General features: G+C 72.2%; 1 protein-coding gene. It reads left to right on the forward strand.

Annotated elements, in window-relative coordinates:
• Window positions 1-334: ATP-binding protein (locus H6A16_RS11080; RefSeq protein WP_204619025.1), on the forward strand; the 334-nt coding region annotated here is incomplete at both ends.

The raw sequence follows: 334 nt of genomic DNA on the forward strand, positions 1-334 counted from the left end.
CACCGAGCTCGCCACGTGCGGCTTCGCCGAGCGCGGCCAGAGCGTCGTGCTCCAGGGCCCGACCGGCACGGGCAAGACCTATCTGGCCTGCGCGATCGCCAAGGCAGCCTGCCAGCGGCGGATGCGCGCGTGCTACATCAGGTGCCCGGACCTGGAGGAGCTCTGGCGCGAGGCGCGCGAGCGCCCCGGCGGCGAGCGCAAGATCACGAGGAAGTACGCGGCCTTCCGGGTCCTCGTGCTCGACGAGTGGCTGCTCGACCGCCCCGACGAGCTCTTCCGGGGCTTCCTGCTCGAGCTCATGGAGGCCCGCTACGGCACGGCGTCCACCGTCTTC

This window comes from Collinsella tanakaei, assembly GCF_016900375.1.
Taxonomy (GTDB): domain Bacteria; phylum Actinomycetota; class Coriobacteriia; order Coriobacteriales; family Coriobacteriaceae; genus Collinsella.